Annotated in this window: 16 protein-coding genes; 13 read left to right on the top strand and 3 right to left on the bottom strand. The window is 69.4% G+C overall.

Annotation, left to right across the window (positions count from 1 at the left end):
- Positions 1–201 precede the first annotated feature (201 nt).
- The 13 genes from ACFE8Y_RS00080 to ACFE8Y_RS00020 all read left to right on the top strand — a co-directional run bounded on the left by ACFE8Y_RS00080 (position 202) and on the right by ACFE8Y_RS00020 (position 14,159).
- A complete protein-coding gene (locus ACFE8Y_RS00080) occupies positions 202–861 on the top strand; it encodes a cytochrome c3 family protein (RefSeq protein WP_375462337.1) in 660 nt (219 codons plus the stop codon).
- Entirely contained in the window at positions 861–3,797 is a 2,937-nt protein-coding gene (locus ACFE8Y_RS00075) for a TAT-variant-translocated molybdopterin oxidoreductase (RefSeq protein ID WP_375462336.1), read from the top strand. Before ACFE8Y_RS00080 ends, ACFE8Y_RS00075 begins: the two co-directional genes overlap by 1 nt.
- A gap of 4 nt (positions 3,798–3,801) precedes the next feature.
- Positions 3,802–5,838, top strand: a complete 2,037-nt coding sequence (locus ACFE8Y_RS00070; RefSeq protein ID WP_375462335.1) for a quinol:electron acceptor oxidoreductase subunit ActD — start codon at positions 3,802–3,804, stop codon at positions 5,836–5,838.
- Positions 5,835–6,362, top strand: a complete 528-nt coding sequence (locus ACFE8Y_RS00065) for a c-type cytochrome (RefSeq protein WP_375462334.1) — start codon at positions 5,835–5,837, stop codon at positions 6,360–6,362. Before ACFE8Y_RS00070 ends, ACFE8Y_RS00065 begins: the two co-directional genes overlap by 4 nt.
- Positions 6,359–7,438: a hypothetical protein gene (locus ACFE8Y_RS00060; RefSeq protein ID WP_375462333.1), complete on the top strand. Its 1,080-nt coding sequence runs from the start codon at positions 6,359–6,361 to the stop codon at positions 7,436–7,438. Before ACFE8Y_RS00065 ends, ACFE8Y_RS00060 begins: the two co-directional genes overlap by 4 nt.
- A complete protein-coding gene (locus tag ACFE8Y_RS00055) occupies positions 7,435–7,905 on the top strand; it encodes a hypothetical protein (protein WP_375462332.1) in 471 nt (156 codons plus the stop codon). The genes ACFE8Y_RS00060 and ACFE8Y_RS00055 overlap by 4 nt, the downstream gene beginning before the upstream one ends.
- A 123-nt stretch (positions 7,906–8,028) precedes the next feature.
- Complete coding sequence (gene coxB / locus ACFE8Y_RS00050) at positions 8,029–9,003, top strand: cytochrome c oxidase subunit II (protein ID WP_375462331.1); 975 nt, start codon at positions 8,029–8,031, stop codon at positions 9,001–9,003.
- Positions 9,000–10,679 (top strand): cbb3-type cytochrome c oxidase subunit I, encoded by a 1,680-nt coding sequence (locus tag ACFE8Y_RS00045; RefSeq protein WP_375462330.1) that lies wholly within the window; start codon positions 9,000–9,002, stop codon positions 10,677–10,679. Before coxB ends, ACFE8Y_RS00045 begins: the two co-directional genes overlap by 4 nt.
- Entirely contained in the window at positions 10,676–11,335 is a 660-nt protein-coding gene (locus tag ACFE8Y_RS00040; protein ID WP_375462329.1) for a cytochrome c oxidase subunit 3, read from the top strand. Before ACFE8Y_RS00045 ends, ACFE8Y_RS00040 begins: the two co-directional genes overlap by 4 nt.
- 7 nt (positions 11,336–11,342) lie before the next feature.
- Positions 11,343–11,654, top strand: coding sequence for an oxidase (locus ACFE8Y_RS00035; RefSeq protein ID WP_375462328.1), 312 nt, complete (start codon positions 11,343–11,345; stop codon positions 11,652–11,654).
- A 118-nt stretch (positions 11,655–11,772) separates the two neighbouring features.
- The gene (locus ACFE8Y_RS00030; protein ID WP_375462327.1) at positions 11,773–12,588 is read left to right on the top strand and encodes a class II glutamine amidotransferase; all 816 of its coding nucleotides are present in this window, start codon (positions 11,773–11,775) and stop codon (positions 12,586–12,588) included.
- Positions 12,589–12,758: 170 nt separating this feature from the next.
- Complete coding sequence (locus ACFE8Y_RS00025) at positions 12,759–13,502, top strand: NepR family anti-sigma factor (protein ID WP_375462326.1); 744 nt, start codon at positions 12,759–12,761, stop codon at positions 13,500–13,502.
- Between the two features lie 387 nt (positions 13,503–13,889).
- Positions 13,890–14,159: a hypothetical protein gene (locus ACFE8Y_RS00020; RefSeq protein ID WP_375462325.1), complete on the top strand. Its 270-nt coding sequence runs from the start codon at positions 13,890–13,892 to the stop codon at positions 14,157–14,159.
- 4 nt (positions 14,160–14,163) lie between these two features.
- Here ACFE8Y_RS00020 and mscL read toward each other — a convergent pair whose 3' ends face one another.
- From mscL to ACFE8Y_RS00005, 3 genes are all read right to left on the bottom strand, one after another.
- The gene (gene mscL, locus ACFE8Y_RS00015; RefSeq protein ID WP_375462324.1) at positions 14,164–14,592 is read right to left on the bottom strand and encodes a large conductance mechanosensitive channel protein MscL; all 429 of its coding nucleotides are present in this window, start codon (positions 14,590–14,592) and stop codon (positions 14,164–14,166) included.
- Positions 14,593–14,694: 102 nt separating this feature from the next.
- Positions 14,695–15,531 (bottom strand): CDP-alcohol phosphatidyltransferase family protein, encoded by an 837-nt coding sequence (locus ACFE8Y_RS00010; RefSeq protein WP_375462323.1) that lies wholly within the window; start codon positions 15,529–15,531, stop codon positions 14,695–14,697.
- 1 nt (position 15,532) lies between these two features.
- A complete protein-coding gene (locus tag ACFE8Y_RS00005; RefSeq protein WP_375462435.1) occupies positions 15,533–16,297 on the bottom strand; it encodes a phosphatidylserine decarboxylase in 765 nt (254 codons plus the stop codon).
- Positions 16,298–17,136: the final 839 nt, after the last annotated feature.

Genomic DNA, 17,136 nt, shown 5'->3' with positions numbered 1-17,136 from the left:
GTCGCATACTTTGGAACGGCTCCATGGAGGCGCGTGCATCGCCCGCGAGGGCGAAGCTCGGTCGCATTGCTTTCGCATCGCAAACAGCCTCACTCTCCACCCGGTCCCGACACAGCCTCCCACGAGCAGCGAGTCCACCGGCTTGGCGAAGCTTCCCCCAGAACGCGCCGCGCGGGCCTCGCCGGCGACGGGCAGGGCCTGATGGCGCAGCTCTTCTCGCCGGGGGCGGACGCCCTCTATCGTCTCGCCCTCTTCACCGGCGTCGCCTGCCTCGCCGGCATCCCATTGGTCGCGGCCGGCATCGTGCGCTCGGACTACGTCACCGGCGTCGGGATCGCGCCGCCCCAGCCCCTGCCGTTCAGCCACAAGCACCATTCGGGCGAGCTCGGCGTCGATTGCCGCTACTGCCACACCACGGTGGAGACGCAGGCGAGCGCCGGCATCCCGCCGACCTACACCTGCATGACCTGCCACTCGCAGATCTGGACCGGGTCGGACATGCTGAAGCCCGTGCGCGACAGCCTTGCCCGGAACGAGCCGCTGCAGTGGGTGCGGCTGAACAAGCTGCCGCAGTACGTCTACTACAACCACTCCGTGCACGTGACGAAGGGCATCGGTTGCTCGACCTGCCACGGCGACGTGACGACGATGCAGATGACCTATCGCGCCAACGCCTTCGAGATGGGCTTCTGCCTGGACTGCCACCGCAATCCCGAGAAGTACGTCCGCACCCAGGATCAGGTCTGGAACATGAACTGGAAGCCGCCCGCGGATCAGGCAACGCTGGGGCCGCAGCTCGTGGCGCACAACCACATCCAGGGCGGTGAGCGCCTCACCGAGTGCGCGATCTGTCACCGCTGATGGCAAGCGCGCACGACCTCGGAGCGATCCGTGCCCGCCTCGCCTCCGGCGACGGGCCGGCGTTCTGGCGCAGCCTCGATGCGGTGGCCGACACGCTGGAGTTCCGCAGCTACCTCGAAGCCGAATTTCCCGCCGCCGCGCGGCTCGCCGCGGCCCCGGAGCGGCGCGGCTTCCTCAAGCTGATGGCGGCCTCCTTCGCGCTGGCCGGCCTCTCGGCCTGCGGATCGAGCGACGGGCGCCGCTACGAGCTGCCCTACGTCAGCGCGCCCGAGCGGATCGTGGCGGGAGCCCCGCTCAGCTACGCGTCCTCGGCGCTGTTCGACGGCTTCGCCAACGGCATCCTCGTCACCACGCGCAACGGTCGTCCGCTGAAGATCGAGGGCAATCCCGACCATCCCTGGAGCCGCGGCGGCACGGACGTGATGGCGCAGGCCTCGGTGCTGGGCCTGTATGATCCGTTCCGCAGCCAGGCGGTGCAGCACCTCGGCCGGCCGAGCTCGTGGGCGGCGTTCCGCGGCGCGATGCTGGCGCAGCGATCGCTCTGGCAGGCGACGGGCGGCGGCGACCTCGCGCTGCTGACCGGTCCGATCACCTCGCCCTCGCTCGCCGCCGAGATCGGGCGGATGCGCAGGACCTATCCGGGTCTGCGCTGGTACGTCAGCGCCGGCGTCGGGCGGGACGGAACCTACGAGGGCGCCAAGTCGGCCTACGGCCGGCCGGTCGAGACCCTGCCGGATTTCGCGCGGGCGAAGACGATCGTCTCCCTCGACGGCGACTTCCTCGACATGGGACCCGGGCAGGCCGGCCTGTCGCGCCGCTGGATCGACGCGCGCCGCGCGTCGCACGCGGCGGGCAGCCTCCTCACCCTGCACGCGGCGGCGCCGACGCCGACGCTGACCAGCGCCAAGGCCGACTTCCCGCTGGCCGTCGAGGCCGCGGGCCTGGAGGCGCTTGCCCGCGACCTCCTCGCCATGGCCGAGGGCGGCGCGGCTCCCTCCGGAGACGATGCGCGGGTGCGATGGATGAAGCGGGCCTCGTCCGCGCTGAACGCGGCGCGCGGGACCGGCATCGTCAGCGCCGGCCTGACCGGATCGCCGGGGCTGCACGCGCTCGTCCACCGGCTCAACGGCGCGCTCGGCAACACCGGTCGGACGGTGCGCCACACCGAGCCGGCCCAGATGAGCGGTGCCGGCACGCCGGCCGAGCTCGGCGACGCGATGGCGGCGGGTTCGGTCAAGGTGTTGATCGTGCTCGGCGTCAACCCGGTCTACGAGGCGCCCGGCGCCCTCGACTTCGCGCAGCACATGGAGCGGGTGCCGCTCAAGATCCATTCCGGGCCGTACTACGACGAGACCGCAGCGTACGCCGACTGGCACCTGCCGCTCGCCCACCCGCTGGAATCCTGGGGCGACGCCCGCTCGCTCGACGGCACGGTCGGCCTGATCCAGCCGACCGTCGCGCCGCTCTACAACGGCCAGTCCGCCCACGAACTGCTGGCCTTCCTCGACCGCGGGGAGACCGGCGACGGCCTGAGCCTCCTCAAGGCGCAAGTGCGCGGCGACGGTGAGGACGATGCGGCCTTCCAGGCCCGCTTCGACGAGGCGCTCCGCCTCGGATTCCTCCCCGACAGCGCGTCGAAGACCGAGAACGTAACCCTGACCCGGGCGGTGCCGATGCTGCCGGCCGCCGCGGGGCCGGCCGCGATCGAGGTGGTGTTCCGCCCCGATCCGACCCTGTGGGACGGCACGCTGGCCGATCTCGGCTGGCTTCAGGAACTGCCCAAGCCGCTCACGAAGATCGTCTGGGAGAACGTGATCGGCGTCAGCCCCAGGCTCGCCGAGGGCGAGGGGCTCGCCAACGGCGACATCGTGCGGATCGAGGCGGAGGGGCGCGGGGTCGAGGGGCCGGCCTGGATCATGCCGGGACAGGCGGAGAACACGATCACCCTCGGCCTCGGCTACGGCCGCAACGTTCCGGACCACCTCTCGAAGGGCCTGGGCTACGCCGCCAACGTCCTGAGGCCGAGAGCCGACCCGTGGACGCTGATGGGGGCTCGCCTGGCGAGGACGGGCAGGCGCCGCATGCCGGCCACCACCCAGGATCTCGGCACCATGGAGGGGCAGGACCTCGTGCGGGTGCAGCGCGAGGGCGCCGATCCGGCGGGCGACACCAAGGCCTACGAACTGGCCTCGTTCTACCCGAAGCCGGCCGCGGCCGAGCGCGGCCCGCAACCCGCCTGGGGCATGGTGATCGATCTCGACGCCTGCACCGGCTGCAACGCCTGCGTCACCGCCTGCCAGTCGGAGAACAACATCCCCGTGGTCGGCCGCGAGGAGGTGGAGCGCGGCCGCTGGATGGGCTGGCTCCGGGTCGACCGCTACTTCTCGGGCGGACTCGACGCGCCCGGCACGCACTTCCAGCCCGTGCCCTGCATGCACTGCGAGAACGCGCCGTGCGAGGTCGGCTGCCCGGTCGAGGCGACGATCCACGACGGCGAGGGCCTGAACCTCCAGGTCTACAACCGCTGCGTCGGCACCCGCACCTGCCAGAGCTACTGCCCCTACAAGGTCCGCCGCTTCAACTACCTCGACTACACCGGCGGCATGCCGGCGGTGCAGCAGCAGCAGCGCAACCCCGAGGTATCGGTGCGGGCCCGCGGCATCATGGAGAAGTGCACCTACTGCGTGCAGCGGATCGCGGCGGCGCGGATCGACTCCGCCAAGGACGCGCACGCGCCGATCCCCGACGGCAGGGTCGAGACCGCGTGCCAGGGCGCCTGTCCCACCCGGGCGATCACCTTCGGCAACCTGTCCGACCCGGACAGCCGCGTCGCGAAGGCGCGGAGCGACGGACGCAACTACGCGCTGCTCGGCGACTTGAACACCCGCCCGCGGACCACTTATCTCGCGAGCCTCGCGCCCGCGCAGGAAGGCTGAGCCGGTGTCCGGAGCCTTGCTTCAGCCCACGCCGGGCAGCGGTCTGATCAGCCCCGGGGAGACCGTGCGCGGCATCGGCCGCGCGGTGACCGCCATTCCCCTGCGCCACCCGATGAACGGGCGCTGGTGGATCGCCTTTGCCGGGTCGCTGATGCTTCTCGGCGTCTTCCTCGGCGTGCTTACCTACCTGCTGTTCACCGGCGTCGGCGTCTGGGGCAACAACAACGCCGTCGTCTGGGCGCTCGACATCGCGAGCTACGACTGGTGGATCGGGGTCGCCAGCGGCAGCCTGCTGGTCTCGGCCCTGCTGCTTCTCCTCGGTGCCGAGTGGCGCAGCGCCGTCAACCGGGTCGCCGAGACCGCGGCCCTCGTCTGCACCATGGCCGCCGGCCTCTACCCGATCATCCACCTCGGCCGGCCGTGGTTCTTCTTCTGGAACCTGCCCTATCCGAACACCTACGACCTCTGGCCGCAGTTCCGCTCGCCGCTGCTCTGGGACGCGATCGACATCATCTCCTACCTCGTGGTCTGCGTCAGCATCTGGTACATCGGCCTGCTGCCGGACCTCGCGGCGTTGCGCGACCGCGCCGTCGAGGATGCCCTCGCCCAGGAGTCGGCGCACGGGGTGACGCGCAAGCGCGCCCGGCTCAAGGCGCAGGTCTACGGCATCGTCGCCTCCGGCTGGCGCGGATCGGCCGCCCACTGGCAGCTCTGGGCCCAGGCCTACCGCACCATCGCGCTCCTCGGCGTGCTGCTGGTGGTCTCCCTCCAGACCGGCGCGTCGGTGATGCTGGCCGGCTCGGTGATGCCGGGCTGGCACGACACCATCGTCCCGGTCACGTTCCTCGTGAACGCGGTCTTCTCCGGGGTCGGCGTCACGGCGGCGATCGTCGTGCTGATCCGCGTGGTCTACCGCCTGGATGCGCTCATCACGCCCCGGCACCTCGACATCCTCGCCCGGCTGATGCTCTGCCTCGGCTGCGCCAGCCTGTACTGCTACGCGACCGAGTTCTTCTCGACGTTCCTGCACGGCGACAGGCTCGCCCGCGGCGTGCTGGTGCGGCGGATGACCGGCGATCACGCCTGGGCGTTCTGGACGGTGGTGACCTGCCTGCTGCTGCCGGCCCAGGCGTTCTGGTTGCCCCGCGCCCGGCGCTCGATGGCCGCCATCGCGGCGATCGGCGTGCTGATCGCCGTCGGCGCCTACGCCGACCACGTCTCGGTCCTGGTCGTCACGCTGACGCAGGACTTCCTCCCCTCCTCGCGGCTGAACTACGCGGAGACGATCTGGGGCATCGCGACGTTCGCCGGCTCCATCGGCTTGTTCCTGACGCTGCTGCTGCTGTTCCTGCGCTACCTGCCGGTGGTCTCGATCACCGAGTCGCGCCGCCTCGCGCTCGCCTCGGCCCCGGCCGCACGCGCCACCGAGGAGCAGTCGGTTGCCGATGCCCGCGGCCATCCGGACGAGGTCCAGCAGGACGTCCCGGAGGACGCTCCGCTCTGGGGCGTCAGCGCCGCCTTCGCCTCGGAGATCGACTTGGTGGCCGCGACGCAGGCGGTGGCCGCGGCCAGCGGCGAAGCCGCCCGTCTCGATGCGCACGGGCCGGTGCCGATGCCGCGGGTCCTGCGCACGCTCGGGCTCGAAGGCCGCTCGATCCGCCCCTACGCGATCCTCGGAGCGCTGCTCGGCGGGGCCGGCTTCTTCGGCATGTGCATCTACGCCACGGCCTACGACTACGTCTTCCTGATCGGCGGCCGTCCGCGCCTGTCGTGGCCCTCCTTCGTCGTGCCGAGCCTGTCCTTCGCGATGATGAGCGGCACGATCGCGATCCACCTCGCCCTGCTCGTCCTGAACCGGCTCCCGCGCCTGAACCATCCCGCCTTCAACATCCCCGGCTTCCTGCGCACCACCGACGATCGGTTCTTCCTGTCGGCCGAGGCCCGGGGCGAGGGCTTCAACGCCGACCGCATCGTCCGCAAGCTCGCCAACCTCCCGGCGGAGGCCGGGCGTCCCCTCGACGTCCGGCGGATCCCGCGATGATCCGTGCGCTGGCCATCCTCGTCCTGCTGCCGCTCGCGGCCTGCGGCGAGGCCAACATGACCGACCAGCCCCGCGCCAAGAACTGGGACAAGAACAGCTTCTTCCCGCAGGCCCTGACCATGCGCCAGCCGGTCGCCGGCAGCGTGCCGCGGGACGACCCGGCCCGGGCAGCACCTCAGCCGGCGACGATCACCGAGAGCCTGCTGGCGCGGGGGCATGAGCGCTACGGCATCTTCTGCACGCCCTGTCACGGCGACAGCGGCAACGGCGGCGGCATGATCGTCGCGCGCGGCTTCCCGCCCGCCGGATCGCTGGCCTCCGACCGCCTGCGGGCGGCCACGGGCTTCGAACTCTACCAAGCCGTCTCGCAGGGGCATCGGGCGATGTACGGGATGGCCCAGATGATCCCGTCTGCCGATCGATGGGCGATCGTGGCCTACGTGCGTGCCCTGCAACTGAGCCAGAACGCCGAGGTCGCGAGCCTGCCGCCCGAGGATCGCACCAAGCTGGAGGCGTCGCAGTGACCGCCGCCGACACCATCGCCGCCGGCCGCCGCCCCGCGGGGGCCATCGTCGTCGGGGTCGGGGCCCTCGCGCTCGCGGTCCTTCTCGACGGCTGGCGCAGCACGGTCGGCTCCTACCTCGCCGCTTGGCTGATCCTGCTCGCGCTGCCGACGGGCGGACTGCCGATCGCGATGGTGATGGAGCGCTTCGGTCTGCGGCAGCACGACCGCGGCGAGGGCGAACTGTCGACGGCGCTGCGCCGTCTCGTCGCGCTGATGCCGGTCGCCGCGATCCTCGGCCTGCCCGTCCTCGTCGGCATCGGCCTGATCTATCCGTGGAGCCATCGCGCGCCGGAGACCCCGCTCGGTGCGGTCTGGTTCACCGTGCCGTTCTTCACCCTCCGCGTGGTCGCCTACATGGCGGCCTGGGTCTGGCTCGCGATGCGCTTTGCCGCTCCCGCCGACGGGACCGGCGATGGGCGCACGGTGTCCGGCGTCGGTCTGCACGCGGTGATCGGCACGCTGGCGGTGACCGACCTCGTCGCGTCCCTGGACCATCGCCTCGGCTCCAGCCTGGAAGGTCTGCTGGTGATGACCGCCTGGAGCGGCTTGGCGCTCGCCGCCGCGATCCTGCTCGCGCCGGAGGAGCCGACGCCGACCGGGCGCGGCCGTGCCGTCGCCGGCCGCGATCGGCTGGTGCCGCTGGTCGTGCTGCTCAGCCTCTGGGCCTTCCTGCACTTCGTCCAGTTTCTCATCGTCTGGTCGGCGAACCTGCCGGAGGAGGTGCTGTGGTACTTCGCCCGCGGCGGTCCGGTCGGCCGGTCGTTCGCGATCGCGGGCGGCGCCCTCGTGCTGCTCGGAGCGCTCGCGACGCTGCGCCCCGGGCGCGCGACGACGCGGGTGCTGGCCGCGGCCGTGCTGGCGGTGCATGCCGTCGAGATGTTCTGGTTCGTCTCGCCGGCGTTGCGCGATCGCTTCACCATTGCCTGGAGCGATGCCCTCGCCGGCCTCGGCGTCGCGTGCCTCGCGCTGGCCTTGCTGCCGATGATCGGGCGCTGGGCGCCGGCTCACGCCGGTCGACGGAGCGCTGCCGCATGAGCGTGAACGAGCGCACCCAAGGTCTCGTCCCGGCCATCCTGGCCGGTCTCACCCTGCGGCGGAGCCACGCCCGGCCCGCGCACGCGCAGCATCCTGCGCAGGACCGCGACCCGTCCGACGGTCCCGGCTACGAGACCTCAGACGTTCATGTCGGCAACACGGCCCTGGTGATGGCCGGCCTGATGCTGTCGGCGCTCGCAGCCATCGGCCTCATGATCTGGATCATGAGTACGTTCGCCGCGAGCCAGCGACGGGCGCTTCCGAGCCTGACGCCGCAGCAGACGACGCAGCTCGCCCCGCCGGCGCCGAACCTCCAGGCCAAGCCCTACGCTGACATCGACCGCGAGCAGGCGGAGCAGGCAGCGAAGCTGGACCGCTACGGCTTCACCGACGCCGCGCGCCGGCGCGCGCGCATCCCGATCGACCGGGCCATGGGGCTGACGGTCGGCCGGACGCTGGACCCGTGATCCCATGAAGCCAACGGCACCGATCCTGGATGCGTCCCGTTGCGCGCCCCTGGCAGGGGCGGCGGCCCATCACCGCTCACGCGGCGGACCGCCCCTGAGGCGTCGGCATCAAGGGCCGGTCAGATGACCCCGCAGCACTCCGCGCTCGAACTCTGGCCGCCGTCCGCCTCGGCGGTCGCCGTCGAGACCGATTACCTGATCCTCGCCTTCACCGTGCTCACGCTGGTGCTCACGGTGCCGGTGTTCCTGGCCATCAGCTACTTCGCGATCCGTTACCGCGACGGGAAGGAGGCGGATCGCGACACCAGCGGCATCCGCTCGAACCTCATCGAGATCAGTTGGATGCTGATCCCGTTCCTGCTGACGCTGATCTTCTTCGTGTGGGGCGCGCGGCTGTACGTGGAGTCGAGGAACCCGCCGCCCGACGCGATGGTGGTCGAGGCGATCGGCCGGCAATGGATGTGGAAGTTCCAGCACCCCACCGGCCAGTCCGAGATCAACGACCTGCACGTGCCGATGGGCCAGCCGATCCGGATGCGGATCATCAGCCAGGACGTGATCCACGCCCTCTACCTTCCGACGCTCCGGATGCAGGTCGCAGCCCTCCCGGACCGCTACACCGAGCTGTGGTTCAAGGCCGACAAGCCCGGCACCTTCCACCTCTTCTGCTCGGAATATTGCGGCACCGACCACTCGGTGATGGGCGGCGAGATCACCATCATGAGCCAGGGCGACTACCAGGAGTGGCTCACGCACTCGGGCGCGCAGCAGTCGAAGGTCGCGGCGGGCGAGGCGATCTACAACGCCTACGGCTGCGGCACCTGCCACGCCCCCGGCTCGCAGGTGAAGGCGCCCAAGCTCGCAGGCCTCTACGGCAGCGAGGTGCACCTCGCAGGCGGCCGCACGATCGCGGCCGACGACGGCTACCTGCGCGAGAAGATCCGGAACCCGAACGGCAACCGGCTCGCCGACGGCTACAAGCAGATCATGCCGAGCTTCGCGGGCGTGATCCCGGAAGACGACCTCGGCCGCCTGATCGACTACCTGAAATCCTACCGCACCGCCGGCGGGATCGAGCCGGAGAGGGCGACGCCATGAGCGCATCGGGCACCGTCGACGCCGGCATCGCCAACCGCGAGCCGCACGCGCCGGAGGCGACGCTCAATCGCCCCGCCGATTACCTGCACGCGGAGTCGACCCTGCGCTCGTGGTTCCTCACCACCGACCACAAGCGCATCGCGATCCTGTATCTCGCGTCGATCACCGCCTTCTTCATCGTCGGCGCGGTGGCGGCCGGGGTGGTGCGGCTCGCCCTCATCGTGCCGAACGGCGCGGTGATGACCAACGACACCTACAACAAGGCCTTCACGATCCACGGCGTGGTGATGGTGTGGTTCTTCCTCATCCCCTCGATTCCGGCGACCTTCGGCAACTTCCTGATCCCGCTGATGATCGGGGCCAAGGACCTCGCCTTCCCCAAGCTCAACCTGACGAGCTGGTACATCTTCATGACCGGCGCGCTGTTCACCATGGTCTCCGTGGTGCTCGGCGGGATCGACACCGGCTGGACCTTCTACGCGCCGCTCTCGACCGCGTTCTCGAACGGCTGGGTGCTGCCGGCGCTGATCGGCGTCACCATCACCGGCTTCTCCTCGATCCTGACGGGGCTGAACTTCGTCGTGACGATCCACACCATGCGCGCGCCCGGCATGACGTGGTTCAAGCTGCCGATCTTTGTCTGGACGCACTACGCCACCAGCCTGATCTTCCTGCTCGCGACCCCGGTCATCACGACGGCGCTGATCCTGCTGATCATGGAGCGCGGCTTCCACATCGGGGTGTTCGACCCGGCCTACGGCGGCGACCCGGTGCTGTTCCAGCACCTGTTCTGGTTCTACTCGCACCCGGCCGTCTACATCATGGTGCTGCCGGGCATGGGGGTGATCTCGGAGATCGTGCCGGCGTTCGCCCAGAAGAAGCTCTTCGGCTACCGCTTCGTGGCCTACGCCGCGATCGGTCTCGCCTCGGTGACGTTCTTCGTCTGGGGCCACCACATGTTCGTCAACGGGCAGAGCGACCTCGCCTCGCTCGCCTTCTCGGGCCTGTCCTTCGCGGTGGCCGTGCCCTCGGCGGTGAAGGTCTACAACTGGACCGCGACGATCCATAAGGGGAAACTCCGCCTCGACACGCCGATGCTCTACGCGATGGGCTATATCGGCCTGTTCGTGCTCGGCGGCCTCACCGGGCTGTACCTCGCAACCCTGGCCATCAACCAGCACATCCACGCGACCTACTTCGTGGTGGCGCATTTCCATTACATCATGGTCGGAGGCACCGTGCTCGCCTTCCTCGGCGGCCTGCACTTCTGGTGGCCGAAGTTCACCGGCCGGATGTACATCGAGGCCTGGGGACGGATCTCGGCGGTGCTGATCTTCGTCGGCTTCAACTTCACCTTCTTCCCGCAGTTCATCCTCGGCTACCTCGGCATGCCGCGGCGCTACGCGACCTATCCGCCCGAGTTCCAGTTGCTGAACGTGCTCTCGTCGGCCGGCGCGACGATCCTGGCCGCGGGCTACATCTTCCCGATGCTCTACCTCGTCTATTCCCTGTGGTTCGGGAAGAAGGCGCAGGCCAACCCCTGGGACGCTAAGGGGTTGGAATGGGAGACCGCCTCGCCGCCGCCGACGCTCAACTTCGTGTCCCCGCCGGAGGTGCCGCGGGTGCCCTACGATTACCCGATCCAGGAACAGGAAACGAAGAGCCAGCACCGGTGAGCACGGGGCTCGCCGAGGGCGTCGGGGTCGAGCGCGCCCACCATTTCGAGACCGTAGCCCAGCAGCGCTACGCCGCCACCCTCGGGATCTGGGCGTGGCTCATCACCGAACTGCTGCTGTTTGCCGCCCTGTTCCTCGTGGCGCTGATCGTGCGCATCCAGCATCCGGAGGCGACGGTCGCGGCGGCCCGTCATCTCAAGTTCTGGATCGGCGCCGTCAACACCGTCGTGCTGATCGTCTCGAGCCTCACCATGTCGATGGCCATCGCATTCTCACGCCTGGGCTGGCAGCGGGCGATGGTCCGCGCGATGCTCGCGACGGCGGCGCTGGGCAGCCTCTTCCTCCTCCTCAAGGGCTACGAGTACTACGCCGATTACGAGGAGCACATGATGCCGTTCCTCAGCCATCGGCCTTATGAGCTGGCCGAGAGCCCGGCCTCGCGCCTGTTCGTGAACCTCTACTACGTGGCGACCCTGCTGCACGGCTTCCACCTGCTGACGGGCATCTCGCTCCTGCTCGGTATGACGTGGATGGCAGCCAAGGCGGGCTTCCTGTCGCGCCACCAGAACTGGATCGAGGTCTACGGCCTGTACTGGCACTTCATCGACCTGATCTGGATCATGGCGTTCCCGATCCTCTACGTGGTCAATCGGTGAGGCGACCATGCGAAATCTCCTCACCTCCCTGACCGCCGAGGACCGCGCGGCGCTGAGGCAGCACCTGCGCACGCCGGTGCTCACCTGCCTCGCGCTGATGGGTCTGCTCGCCGTCAACGTCACGCTCGGTGCGACGCTGCCGTTCGCGCACGTCTGGGCGCTGGAACTCGCCGTCGTCGCGGTAATGGCGCTGATCATCCTGCTCGTCTCGATGGAGGTGCATCACGAGCCGCCCCTGGTGAAGCTCTTCGCCGGGCTCGGGTTCTTCTGGGTCGCGATCATGATCGGCATGACGCTGACGGATTACCTGGCGCGGTGAATGTGGCTGAGGCGGCGGTTGTTCGGGCTCAAAAACGCCTCTACACCCGACCCGACCGCCGGGCCGCGATCGCTTCGCACCGGGGGTGACGGGCCCGACGCGTAAAGCCTCCGAGACCATGTGCGAACTGCTCGGCATGAGCGCGAACGTGCCCACCGACATCCGCTTCTCGTTCGCGGCACTCGCCCGCCGCGGCGGCGAGACCGGGCCGCACGCGGATGGATGGGGCATCAGTTTCTACGCAGGCCGCGGCTGCCGCAGCTTCCACGAGCCGGAACCCTCCGCGCGGTCCGAACTCGCCAAGCTGCTCCGCAATTACAAGATCAAGAGCCGCATCGTGATCGGGCACGTGCGCAAGGCCAATCGGGGCCGCGTCAGCCTGGAGAACACCCATCCGTTCTCACGCGAACTCTGGGGCCGGCGCTGGACTTTCGCCCACAACGGCCAGCTCAAGGGCATCAAGAAGCTGCCGCTGTCGGGCTTTCAGCCGATCGGCTCCACCGACAGCGAGCACGCCTTCTGCTGGATGATGGGCGGGTTGCAGACGCGCTTTCGAACCCTGCCGAGGCCGTCTCTCCTCGACCGCGCGGTCGCGGACCTCTCCGCCGAACTGCACAAGCTCGGCGTGTTCAACATGCTGCTGTCGGACAGCCGAACCCTCTACGCCCATTGCGGCAAGCGGCTCTGCTACCTCACGCGCCGTGCGCCGTTCGGCACCGCGACGCTGATCGACGAGGATTGGCAGGTCGATTTCTCACAGGAGACGACCGAGCGGGATGTCGTGACCGTCATCGCCACGCAGGCGTTGACCCGCGACGAGCGCTGGACTGACCTCGACCGCGGCGATGTCCTCACCCTGCGCGACGGCGCGATCCGCCTGCTCAAGCCGGGCTCCGCCTCGGCGGCAATCCTCGTCTCGCCGCACGCCTGTTGAGGCAGGCATCCGAGCGGCACCGTGCGGTGCCCCCCCGAGGGTGCATGGGCTCGCGCGATACGCTACAGACACTCCCAAACAGGAACGGTGCGGACGTGAGGTCCGCTCGCATTCCGCTTCGTGGGCCTGGACCTCCCGCGAGCCCTGAGAGCCGTAGAGTGCGACGAGCCATGAATCCCGACGAGACCGAGATCGTTCCGAGCCATCCCAAGGACGGCATGGCGGACGTGCGCCCGAACCTGCCGCACACCATCCGCTCGCATCTCGGCGACCACCTGCGCAGCGCCTACGACACCCTCGGACAGGCCGAGTTGCCGACTCGCTTCGCCGAACTCATCGAGAAGCTCGAAGCGGTCCTGCGCGCCCGCGGCGAGGCGATCGAGCCCGAGTTCCGCAACGGCCTGCTCGCGGCGGTGCCCTCGCTCCGTGCGTTCGCCCTGTCGCTCACCTCGAACCCGGCCCGTTCGGACGACCTCGTTCAGGATACCCTGTTGAAGGGCTGGCAGCACCGTGCCCGCTTCCAGCCGGGCACGAACCTCAATGCGTGGCTGTTCACGATCCTGCGCAACATCTTCTACTCGGATCATCGCAAGCGGGTGCGCGAGGTCGAGGACCAGGACGGCTCCTACGCCGCGAGGCTTGCGACCGCCCCGCACCAGGGCGACCGTCTCGACGTTGAAGACTTGCAAGCCGCACTCGCCAAGCTGCCGCCGGACCAGCGCGAGGCGCTGGTGCTCGTCGGTGCCGAGGGCGTCTCCTACGAGGAGGCGGCCACGATCATGGGCTGCAAGGTCGGCACGGTGAAGAGCCGCGTCAGCCGCGCCCGTGGACGCCTCGCCGAGCTCCTGGGCTACGACGAGGAGGATCTCGGCTCGGACCGCTTCATCCAGTCGGCGATGCCGAAGGACGCCTGAGGCGGAGGGTTCCCCGAACGCCCTGCGCCGACGGTCCGCGGGCACGATCAAGGGATTTCTCCACGCATCCGTTTCCGGGGATCGTGCGTCATCGGCTCAAACTCCGCTGCGTCGCACAGACCATCGTGCTGACGGCGGACGGACGAGACCGTCGTCAACGACCACCCGGTCCTCGTGGATCGCGGCGACCGCATCGTCGGAATCCTCGACGGATCGCATCGAGGGCCGTGCCGAGGTGTGGCATCTCCAGAGACCCCGGAGCGCGCAGCTCCGGGGGTTTCCTATGGTTAGCCCGGATGATGTCGCTTCTGCCGGGACGAGCCGTGGTTTGACCATGCAACACTTGGCCCGATCATCCGTTGTCGTCTCTCATGCGAGGGGGATTCGATGATGGACGACGCGATCGACACGAGGGCCGTCCTGCCGGAGCCGGTCCGCGACCACCTCGGGCAGCAATTGCGGTCGGTCCTGTCGGTCGGCGCAGAGAAGCCCCGCTTTCTCGGCGACGATCCCGTCCTCGACGCCTTCGCGCCGCAGATCGAGCGCCTCGAAACGCGGATGAAGACCCACGAAGAGGGCACCGGCGCCGTCGGGCAGGCGCTCGACCGCATCCTCGACGCCCTGGGCGTGAACCCGGACGAGACGCCCGCCGCCTGACAGGTCAGGCGGTCGGGCGCGTCGCGAGGATGTCGCGGATCTCGCCGAGGATCTTCACCTCCGCCGGCACCTCGGCCACGGCTTCCGGCTTGGCGTCCTCCTTCGTCTGGAGCTTGTTCATGGCGCGGATGACCATGAACAGCACGAAGGCGACGATCATGAAGTTGATCGCCACCGTGATGAACTGCCCGTAGCCGACCACCGCGCCCTGCTTCTTCGCCTCGGCGTAGGCGGCACCCGCCTGCACCTTGGACGAGAGGGCGATGTAGTAGTTCGAGAAGTCGAGGCCGCCGGTGACCGCGCCGATGATCGGCATGAACACGTCCTGCACCGCCGAGGTGACGATGGCGCCGAAGGCGGCACCGATGATGACGCCGACCGCGAGGTCGACCACGTTGCCGCGCAGGGCAAACGTCTTGAACTCTTCGAACAAGCCAGCCTCCCAACGTTTCCGAACGCTCTCGAACCCTGAAGATTGCACGACTCTGTGCCCCCAAGCGAACCGAGAGGGAAAATTATCCACCGCCGCGTCGCGTCAGATCGCGGCGGCCGGGTCCTCCGCGGGTTCGCTGCGGGCCGGCGCCTCGATCCGCGCGCGGCGGCGGTACTGCGCCGCGCCGACGGGGATCGCGGCGATGTAGGCGACGCTGATCGCAACCAGCGACTCGAACGGGAAGCTGATCAGCATCCCGAAGGCGGCGACGCCCACGAGGAAGATCGGCAGCACCCAGGCGCGGGGCACGCGCTTGCCCATGGTCTTGCCGGAGAAGGTCGGCACCGTGGAGACGACCATTAGCGCGATGCACAGCACGTAGACGAGGATCGCCGGCGCCGCCCACGGCTCGAAGGTCAGCCCGAGGAAGTGCAGGTAGAGCGGCAGCAGGCCGGTGAGCGCACCGGCCGGCGCCGGCATGCCGACGAAGAAGTCCTTCTTCCACTCGGGGCGGTTGGGATCGTCGAGCATCGCGTTGAAGCGGGCGAGCCGCAGCGCCATGGCGATGGCGAAGATCAGCGCCACGATCCAGCCGACCGAGCGCAGGTTGAACAGCGCGAAGCCGTAGAGGATCAGCGCGGGCGCGCAGCCGAAGTTGACGAAGTCGGCCAGGGAATCGAGCTCCGCCCCGAAGCGCGAGGTGCCCTTCAGCAGGCGGGCCACCCGCCCGTCGATCCCGTCGAGGACGGCGGCCACGATGATCGCCATCACCGCCGGCTCGAACTTGCCCTCGAACGCCAGCCGGATCGCGGTGAGCCCGAGGCAGAGCGCCATCAGGGTGATCATGTTGGGCGCGATCATCCGGAACGGCACCGGCTTGAACCGCCGGGGTTTCGGTTCGTTCGCGTCCGGCTCGAAGGGCGGGAAGAGGTCGTCCATGTCAGATCCGCCGGAACGCCCGCTCCGGGCCGCCGCCGAGGTCGGCGAGCACGGTCTCGCCGGCCACCGCCTTCTGGCCGAGGCCCACGAGCACGCGGGTTCCCACGGGCAGGTACACGTCGACCCGCGAGCCGAAGCGGATCAGCCCGAAGCGCTCGCCGACGCTCAAGCGGTCGCCGGCCGCCACGAACCCGACGATGCGCCGCGCCACGAGTCCGGCGATCTGCACCACGCCGATGCGCAAGGGGGCGCCCTTGTGGGTCGTCTCGATGACGAGGCCGTTGCGCTCGTTGTCCTCGCTCGCCTTGTCGAGCTCGGCGTTGAGGAACAGCCCCGGCGTGTAGTGGATCTGGCCGATCATGCCGGTCACCGGCACCCGGTTCACGTGGCAGTCGAACACGTTCATGAACACCGAGACGCGGGTCATCGGCACCGGCTCAAGGTCGAGCTCGGGCGGCGGCAGCACGGTGGCGATCAGGTTCACCCGCCCGTCGGCGGGCGAGACCACGAGCCCGTCGGCCACGGGGGTGATGCGCTCGGGGTCGCGGAAGAAGTAGCACACCCACAGGGTCAGGATCAGGAACACCCAGCCGAAGAACCCCGAGAAGTACCCGGCGAGCACGGTGAGCACGATGCCGATCAGGATGAAGGGGTAGCCCTCCTTGTGGATCGGCACGAGCGTCCGGCGGATCGTGTCGAGAAGGTCGGTCATGCGGTCTTTCGCGCGAGGGGGCGGGCGGCGCCGTCTGGCCCGCGCGGATGGCAGTCCGGCGTGCGAAGGTCAACCACACGCACCGTCGCGCGCCCTTCCCTCCCCCCTCCGCAGGGGAGGGTGGCCCGGGATCTAAGTCGGGAGAGGGGAGCGCCAGTTCCGGATGCGGCGCTCCCCTCTCCCGACCCTCACTCACGCGAGGCCCACCCTCCCCCGCAGCGGGGGAGGGAAGAGGCGTCCCGACACGCCAAAACCACCCCGCGCGAATCGAGTTCGCCGGCGGCATGGCCAAAAACATCGAAACAGGAGGCGCGGGACGCCGCGGAACCCTGTGATGATGCGCGTTTGAGCCGGTTCCCCGGCGTCCCGCAGTGCAGGGGACCCCGGAACGCGGGCACCCGGCGCCGATTTGTCGTCGCGGCCTGTTCGATCGCGTAGCCACGAGTCGCGGAGCAGGAGGCCGAAGCCCCGGACACCTGTCACGTACCTATCCGCAGCGCGGAGGGTTACGCCTCGGGTCTTTCCGCGAACGCACGAGCCCGGCCCCGCTCGCGCGGGGTCGGGCTCCGGGACACGGCTCGCGGGTGAACCCGCCGCTCGGTGCCCCTGCCCCAGGCGATGCCCGCGACGCCGGCTGACCGACCGACGCCCCGGGGGCCGCCGCACTGCCGACCGCACCCGGCGGTCACCGGGACGGCTCCTGACGGCGGCACCGGGACGAAACGCAGCCCCGACGCCGTGCAGCGCGTGATGGGGTTATAGACACGAGATAGGATTTCTGTCAAGGATCGCCGCTTATGCCCATGACCCAGATCTCGCAAGCTTTGGATGAAGCCTAAGAGCCTGTTTGAGTCCCTCAGTTGGCCGTCCCCATCTGTGTCGTGTGCAAACAC

Source organism: uncultured Methylobacterium sp. (genome assembly GCF_964242245.1).
Classification (GTDB): Bacteria; Pseudomonadota; Alphaproteobacteria; order Rhizobiales; family Beijerinckiaceae; genus Methylobacterium.
Note: the sequence above shows the minus strand (reverse complement) of the source record. Positions and strands in the feature narration are given on the sequence as shown.